Source organism: uncultured Thermosynechococcus sp. (assembly GCF_938074695.1).
Lineage (GTDB): Bacteria > Cyanobacteriota > Cyanobacteriia > Thermosynechococcales > Thermosynechococcaceae > Thermosynechococcus.
This window is the reverse complement of record NZ_CALJEM010000009.1, coordinates 1-6,728: the sequence shown is the minus strand read 5'-3', so window position 1 is coordinate 6,728 and position 6,728 is coordinate 1. Positions and strand designations below refer to the sequence as shown.

At 54.1% G+C, this 6,728-nt stretch carries 6 protein-coding genes and 2 pseudogenes; 5 read left to right on the top strand and 3 right to left on the bottom strand.

The window, feature by feature from the left end:
* Together Q0683_RS01475 and Q0683_RS01470 are read right to left on the bottom strand one after the other, a co-directional pair.
* Positions 1-564 (bottom strand): annotated as a pseudogene (locus tag Q0683_RS01475) (DUF58 domain-containing protein); the annotation flags it as partial.
* Complete coding sequence (locus Q0683_RS01470) at positions 561-1,502, bottom strand: MoxR family ATPase (RefSeq protein ID WP_298614992.1); 942 nt, start codon at positions 1,500-1,502, stop codon at positions 561-563. The gene Q0683_RS01470 and the pseudogene Q0683_RS01475, both read right to left, overlap by 4 nt.
* 129 nt (positions 1,503-1,631) lie before the next feature.
* Here Q0683_RS01470 and Q0683_RS01465 point away from each other — a divergent pair, with 129 nt between their 5' ends.
* Together Q0683_RS01465 and Q0683_RS01460 are read left to right on the top strand one after the other, a co-directional pair.
* Positions 1,632-2,360 (top strand): hypothetical protein, encoded by a 729-nt coding sequence (locus tag Q0683_RS01465; RefSeq protein ID WP_298975909.1) that lies wholly within the window; start codon positions 1,632-1,634, stop codon positions 2,358-2,360.
* A gap of 125 nt (positions 2,361-2,485) precedes the next feature.
* On the top strand, positions 2,486-5,014 hold the full coding sequence (locus Q0683_RS01460) for a glycogen/starch/alpha-glucan phosphorylase (protein ID WP_298975908.1): 2,529 nt from the start codon (positions 2,486-2,488) through the stop codon (positions 5,012-5,014).
* A 71-nt stretch (positions 5,015-5,085) separates the two neighbouring features.
* Here the strand turns inward: Q0683_RS01460 and Q0683_RS01455 are convergent, their stop codons facing one another.
* On the bottom strand, positions 5,086-5,448 hold the full coding sequence (locus Q0683_RS01455; RefSeq protein WP_298975911.1) for a DUF6464 family protein: 363 nt from the start codon (positions 5,446-5,448) through the stop codon (positions 5,086-5,088).
* Positions 5,449-5,560: 112 nt separating this feature from the next.
* Here Q0683_RS01455 and Q0683_RS01450 point away from each other — a divergent pair, with 112 nt between their 5' ends.
* From Q0683_RS01450 to Q0683_RS01440, 3 genes and pseudogenes are all read left to right on the top strand, one after another.
* Positions 5,561-6,211 carry an exopolysaccharide biosynthesis protein gene (locus Q0683_RS01450; RefSeq protein WP_298617248.1) on the top strand — a complete coding sequence of 217 codons (651 nt, stop codon included), beginning with the start codon at positions 5,561-5,563 and terminating at the stop codon, positions 6,209-6,211.
* 73 nt (positions 6,212-6,284) lie between these two features.
* Positions 6,285-6,506 (top strand): helix-turn-helix domain-containing protein, encoded by a 222-nt coding sequence (locus Q0683_RS01445; RefSeq protein WP_298975906.1) that lies wholly within the window; start codon positions 6,285-6,287, stop codon positions 6,504-6,506.
* A pseudogene (locus Q0683_RS01440) lies at positions 6,463-6,728 on the top strand (zinc ribbon domain-containing protein); the annotation flags it as partial. The gene Q0683_RS01445 and the pseudogene Q0683_RS01440, both read left to right, overlap by 44 nt.

Genomic DNA, 6,728 nt, shown 5'->3' with positions numbered 1-6,728 from the left:
CCACGCCAACCCCCAAGAACTGCGCAGACGCACATCACAGCCTGACCATTGAAAGGCACCGCGTCGTGGTGGAAACACATGGTACACAAATTCCAAAGTACTCTGGGGAAGTGCCATAAAGGCAAAGTAGGGAGTATCGCCCGTAAACTCAGCAGGCACATCGTCGTAGAGTTCAATGCGGATCTGCTCACTCAAGGAAACCTCACCACGGGTGTGTAGGTTGAGGCGAATCGGGTTTTGCCGACCAATGGAGAGCCGTGACTCACAGATGCGCTCTAGGGTAATCTGCCAGCGACCCATACGGATGTAGTCCCACAGAGACACGCCGAAAAGCAGCAGATCGTACAGCACCATCAGCACCAGTCCTAGCCCCAAAGGCCAAGAGTGCAACCGTTCCCGCAGTGCTCCTGGGGGAACTGCGTCGGCGATCGGCCACAGTTCTGCCGGCAGGAAACTGGTCAGCACAGGCAAGAGGATGCCTAGGAGCAACAGGCCATAGAAACCCACCGTGGGAACCCAGCGGGGGCGATGGCGGCCAAACTGGTAACTCGCAGGTGCTTTCATCGAGGGACAGCAACTTTAGTGAGAATACTTTGGATGACTTGGGAAATTGTGATGCCGTCTAACTGAGCTTCGGGCTTGAGAATCAAACGGTGTTGCAGGAGTGGGGTGGCGATCGCCTTCACATCTTCAGGGGTAACGTAAGTGCGATCCTCTAACCAGGCCTGTGCTTGAGTGGCCCGTAACCAGCCGACCGCCGCTCGTGGGGAAGCCCCCAACAGCAGTTCCGAATGTTGACGAGTGGCCTGCACTAAAGCCAACAGGTAATCGAGCACCGCAGGCTCCACATGGACTTGCCGCACTTGTTGCCGTGCTGCCAAGACTTGCTCAACGGTAATTAATGGCTCCAAATTAAGTTGATCGAGATTGCGAGCTTCAAACCCCGCAAGGACATTCTCCAGCATTCGCCGTTCTGAGGTCGCCTCCGGGTAGGGCACCACTAATTTGAATAGGAAGCGATCAAGTTGGGCTTCCGGCAGCGGATAGGTGCCTTCAAATTCCAAGGGGTTTTGGGTAGCCACCGTCCAAAATAAACCAGAGAGGGGGAGGGTGGTGCCGTCTAGGGTCACCTGCCGTTCTTCCATGGCTTCTAGGAGGGCTGCTTGGGTTTTGGGCGGTGTGCGGTTAATTTCATCCGCCAGCAGCACTTGGGTAAAAATCGGCCCCTTGCGCAGGCGAAATGTGCGACTGTTAAAGTCAAAGATGCTGGTACCGAGAATATCGGCGGGGAGGATATCGGGCGTGAGTTGGATACGGCGAAATTCCGCTGCCATGAGACGAGCGAGAAGCTTCACAAGCAGGGTTTTGGCGGTTCCCGGCACCCCCTCAAGGATGACATGGCCTTCGGCGAGGAGCGCCACAATTAAGCCTTGGGCGATCGCCCCTTGACCGACAACAATCTCATTGAGACGCTGCTGAAGGCTATGAAAAAGCTCTTTCACGCCAATTCTGTCGCTCCTAGACTCCCCCAATCCTAGCAGAGGCCTTGACAATCTCCCTTGGATTACAATTAATTGATTGTAGCCTAGGAAAATTGGTAAAATACCGCCGGAGGGATCTTTAGCAAACCTGTGACCCCAACGACTTCTACAACTGCCACTGCTGCCCAACAAATCATCCAGCACCCGCAGCACAGCCGCCTTTTTAAGCTACTGTATGCTCTTCAGCAGAATCGGTGGCCGACCCAAGCGCCCCTGTGGACAGTCAGCGAGGTGGAACAGGTACTCATCCAAATCCTTAAACAGCTGAAAACCCCCACCCTCCTAGGACAGCGCCTAACCGCCATTATCAATAGTCTCAACAAAGCACAGGCCTATCAGGTGCTCTCAGCAGCACTGCTGCAAATCTTGGTGCCCCTGTACACTCAATCCCCCACGGCAACACTGACCCTTGAGGCACCAACCCTCAATACTGCAGATTTGTACAATTTGCGCTTGGAAGTCACCCGTTACTGTACCCCACTGCATATAAAACTTCTTGTGGCTACCCTGTTGACCGGCAAAGCGGTTCATCCCCAGAGCCTAGAGCGCTTTACCCTCATTGATTTACTGCAACGCCTGATTCGTCGCTACGCTGATTTAGAGATACTACAGACACAAATGCCTAGGGCTTTGGCGCGTTTGCCCGAGGATCCCCTCTATGCCGGTGGAGGCGATCGCCTGCTCAAACTTCTGAGTACACTTTATGAACGCTGCCAACAAAGCCAAGCCCCTGCGGCTCCCCTAGGCAGCAGCTCCCCCCCTGACCCCTCAGACCCTGAGGAAGACCTCACCTGCCAACTGTTTTCGCCAGATCAATAGGCAAGGGCTTGCCCCCTTTTGCTGGTAAAGAGATTCTGTACTCGGCGGGAAATCCCTGGCAATCGCGGTACAACAGAAGGGAAGGGCTGATTATATCGCGTTCATTCTTTGCGAGGATTTCCCCAATGACCAGTCTCATTCCGCCCGGTTGTCCCACGGTGCTGACGGAAGATGATCGCACCGGTATGAGTATTGAAACCCTGCGCCGCGCCTTTATGGATAATCTTTTCTTTATCCAGGGGCGATTTCCCGAAGTGGCGACAAAAAATGATTACTATTTAGCATTGGCCTACACCGTGCGCGATCGCCTGCTGTTGCGCTGGCTCAATTCTGCGAAAACCTATCGCGAGCAAGGAAGCCGTACCGTCTGCTATCTTTCAGCGGAATTTTTGCTAGGGCCGCACCTTGGCAATAACCTAGTTAACCTCGGCCTTTACGAGGCGGTTGAGGAAGCGGTTCGCCAAACGGGGTTAAACCTCAAAGAACTGCTTGATCAGGAGGAAGAGCCGGGCTTGGGCAATGGCGGCTTGGGGCGCTTAGCCGCCTGCTATATGGATTCCCTTGCTACATTGGAAATTCCCGCCATTGGCTACGGCATTCGCTACGAATATGGCATCTTTGACCAAGAAATTCGCGATGGTTGGCAAGTTGAGATTACGGATAAGTGGCTACGCTACGGCAACCCGTGGGAAATTCCCCGTCCAGAGTTAATCCTGCAAGTGAAATTTGGCGGGCACACCTACAGCTACACTGACGATCAGGGACGCTATCGCGTGGTCTGGGAACCCCACCAAGTGGTTCAGGGCGTAGCCTATGACACACCCATCTTGGGCTACAAGGTGAATACCGCCAATCTGCTGCGCCTCTGGCGGGCAGAGGCAGTCGAGTCCTTTGACTTTCAGGCCTTTAACACCGGCGATTACTACGGTGCCGTCAATCAAAAAATTGCCTCAGAAAACATCACCAAGGTGCTCTACCCCAACGATGAGCAATTGCAGGGCAAAGAACTGCGGCTGATGCAGCAATATTTCTTCTGCTCCTGTGCCCTGCAGGACATGATTCGCCTTTATAAGCAATCGGGAAATAACGATCTCAGTCGCTTCCATGAAAAGTTCACTGTCCAGTTAAACGATACCCACCCAGCCATTTCGGTGGCTGAACTGATGCGCCTATTGGTGGATGAGCATCTCATGCCTTGGGAGCAGGCGTGGGACATTACCTGCAAGACCTTTGCCTACACAAACCACACCCTCCTCCCGGAGGCATTGGAAAAATGGCCGTTAGATCTTTTTGGCTCACTGCTGCCCCGCCACTTGCAAATCATCTACGAAATTAACCAACGCTTCCTCGATCAAGTGCGCCTGCAATATCCGGGGGATAACGATCGCCTGCGGCGGCTGTCAATTATTGATGAAAGCGGCTGTCGCTATGTGCGCATGGCCCACTTGGCAGCAGTGGGGAGTCATGCCATCAACGGGGTGGCGGCGCTGCACTCAGAACTCTTGAAACAAACGGTGCTCAAGGATTTCTACGAACTCACACCGCAGAAGTTTTCCAATAAAACCAATGGGGTTACCCCTCGACGCTGGATGGTGCTCAGCAATCCGGGATTAACCCGGATGATTACCGAACGCATTGGTGAGGATTGGGTGAAGCATTTGGAGCAACTGCGACAATTGGAACCCTGGGCAGAGGATCGGGATTTTGCCACTCAGTGGCGCTTAGTAAAGCAGGGAAACAAGGAACGCCTCGCGGAATACATTAGCGATCGCCTAGGGGTGGCAGTAGATCCGCATTCCCTTTTCTCAATCTTGGTGAAGCGCATCCATGAGTACAAGCGGCAACATTTGTGTGTCCTCAAGATAATCACCCTTTACCAAATGTTGAAGGACAATCCACAACTGGACATGGTGCCGCAAACGTTTATTTTTGGGGGTAAGGCGGCGCCGGGCTACTACATGGCCAAGTTGATCATCAAGCTCATCAACTCGGTGGCCGACGTGATTAACCGCGATCCGGCGGTGCGCGATCGCCTGAAGGTAGTCTTTTTGCCCGACTACAATGTGACTTTGGGGCAGCGGGTCTATCCAGCAGCGGATCTCTCGCAGCAAATTTCCACAGCGGGCTATGAGGCCTCAGGCACCGGCAATATGAAATTTGCTCTCAATGGGGCGTTGACCATTGGCACCCTCGATGGCGCCAACGTGGAGATTCGCGAAGAGGTGGGGGCAGAAAACTTCTTCCTCTTTGGCCATACGGTGGAACAGTTGCAGGCATTGTGGCGCAATGGCTACCGTCCGTGGGAGTTTGCCAATGGTAACCCGATGCTGAAGCGAGTCCTTGACCTGATTAGCTCTGGCTATTTTTCCCATGGGGATACAGAACTCTTTCGTCCGATTGTTGAACACCTCTGGCAAAACGATCGCTATTGCCTCTTGGCAGACTACCAAAGCTACGTGGACTGCCATCAACACGTACTTCGGGTCTATCGAGATCAAGCCCAATGGACAAAAATGTCTATTCTCAATGTGGCACGGATGGGCAAGTTTTCTAGCGATCGCGCCATTCGCGAGTACTGCCAAGATATTTGGCACGTTGAACCGGTGAAAATTGTCCTCCCCGAAACGTCGTATATGACGCCCACTGGGCAGTAGGTTAACCGTCTCGATCTCAAGCTAACTCAATCTAAAACGACCCTAAAGCTTCTCCTCCGCCGAAGGGGAGGTTATGGTTCTCGAGGCTGGTAATCTCGACACTCTGGGCAGGAGCCTTGGGGGTTGACAGCACAGCGCAACAACGGCGAAAGGGCATTCCAGCGGCAGGAGGGATCGCCAATCACCCAACGGCCATTGACCAGCCGGCGATCGCTAGGGGGGTCACTGGGCTGCACATAGAGAGCAATTTTTTCCAGTTGATAGCGTCCACCGCGAAACTGGTAGCGATGACGGCGTTCTAACACCGTATAGGTTTCCCCTTCATGATCCACATGGCAGCCGGGTTGGGGAGTCCAGTCGAGATAAATGTGCCCCAGGGATCGCCGGGGGTGGATCAGGTGTAACTCTGTTGGTAAGTCAGATGGGGTGGCCATTTCTTCAGTTTGCTCGCGGCCTTGGGAGCGCCTGTCAACTGTATTGGGCATAACTCACGATCAGTCTATCGTATCCTAGCAGTGGCAACATTTCCACTCTTTCTGAATTGTTATGGCCAAACTGTCCACCGACCTTGAACGTGCCTTTTTGACTCCTGTGCCCAGCCCCCCCGAGGGAGAGATTTTAACGCAGCAACCGGTGTCCTTGGGGGATATTCTGCAGTTGGCGGGAGAGCGAACCTTCGGCTTTTTGCTAGCTGTTCTTTCATTACCATCGGCGCTGCCTCTGCCTGCTCCCGGTTATTCCACCCCCTTTGGCATTGTGCTGCTACTGCTGGGGGGGCAATTGCTCGTGGGTGCCTCAACCCCTTGGTTGCCCCCCCGACTGCTCAAGCGCGCGATGCCGCGATCCCAGATTCAAAAGATTGTGCGCACAGCTTTGCCTTGGTTACGACGGATTGAGTTGATTTCCCGTCCCCGCTTACGCCCCATTTGCACCACTCGAGGTGGACGTTTGGGTTTAGGAGTTGCGGTGTCACTGATGGCCATCTCGATGATTTTGCCCATTCCCGGCACGAACACCATTCCAGCCATGGGCATTTTTACGATTGGCTTTGGTCTTTTGGATGAGGATGGTTTGATTAGTCTGGCGGGAATGGTCATTTCTCTGATCGGCTTAGCCGTGACCACCTCGATTCTTTTTGCCCTTGCTTGGGGGGGGAATAGCCTCTTTGATGTATTGAAGGCTTGGCTACATTCGTAACATAGGGTTCGCGTTCCCGCAGGAACCAGAAACTGCTCGATGGCGTCAGAAAGGCTGTTGAGGAGACCCGCGCATGATCCTCGCCCACAAGATTGCCCTCGACCCCAACAACGGGCAAGCCACCTACTTTGCCAAAGCCGCGGGCACAGCGCGTTTTGCCTACAACTGGGCGCTGGTCGAGTGGAAGCGGCAATATGAGGCATGGAAACTGGACAACAGTCTGCAAAAACCGTCAGAGACTGCGCTGCGTCTTCGCCAGCAGCAAGACCTGTTCGACCTGTGGGTACGTGCTTGATGTCTTGCCGCTGTCAGTGCGTGAGTGGACATGCCCTGCGTGTGGTGCGCTCCACGACCGCGATGGGAATGCAGCGAAGAATATCTTGGCTGATGGACGCTCTACGGCGAGTTCCGCCGGATGTGAAGCCTGTGGAGAGGAAGGCGCTGGCCGCTACCAGACGGTAGCAGCGAAACCGGCCTCGGTGAAGCAGGAAGCAAGCAGCCCCGTAGGGGTCTTAGC

Excerpts from the sequence above, each read along its gene's own strand:
- Q0683_RS01460 (WP_298975908.1), top strand. The coding sequence starts at position 2,486 with ATGACCAGTCTCATTCCGCCCGGTTGTCCCACGGTGCTGACGGAAGAT.
- Q0683_RS01455 (WP_298975911.1), bottom strand. The coding sequence starts at position 5,448 with ATGGCCACCCCATCTGACTTACCAACAGAGTTACACCTGATCCACCCC.
- Q0683_RS01450 (WP_298617248.1), top strand. The coding sequence starts at position 5,561 with ATGGCCAAACTGTCCACCGACCTTGAACGTGCCTTTTTGACTCCTGTG.
- Q0683_RS01445 (WP_298975906.1), top strand. The coding sequence starts at position 6,285 with ATGATCCTCGCCCACAAGATTGCCCTCGACCCCAACAACGGGCAAGCC.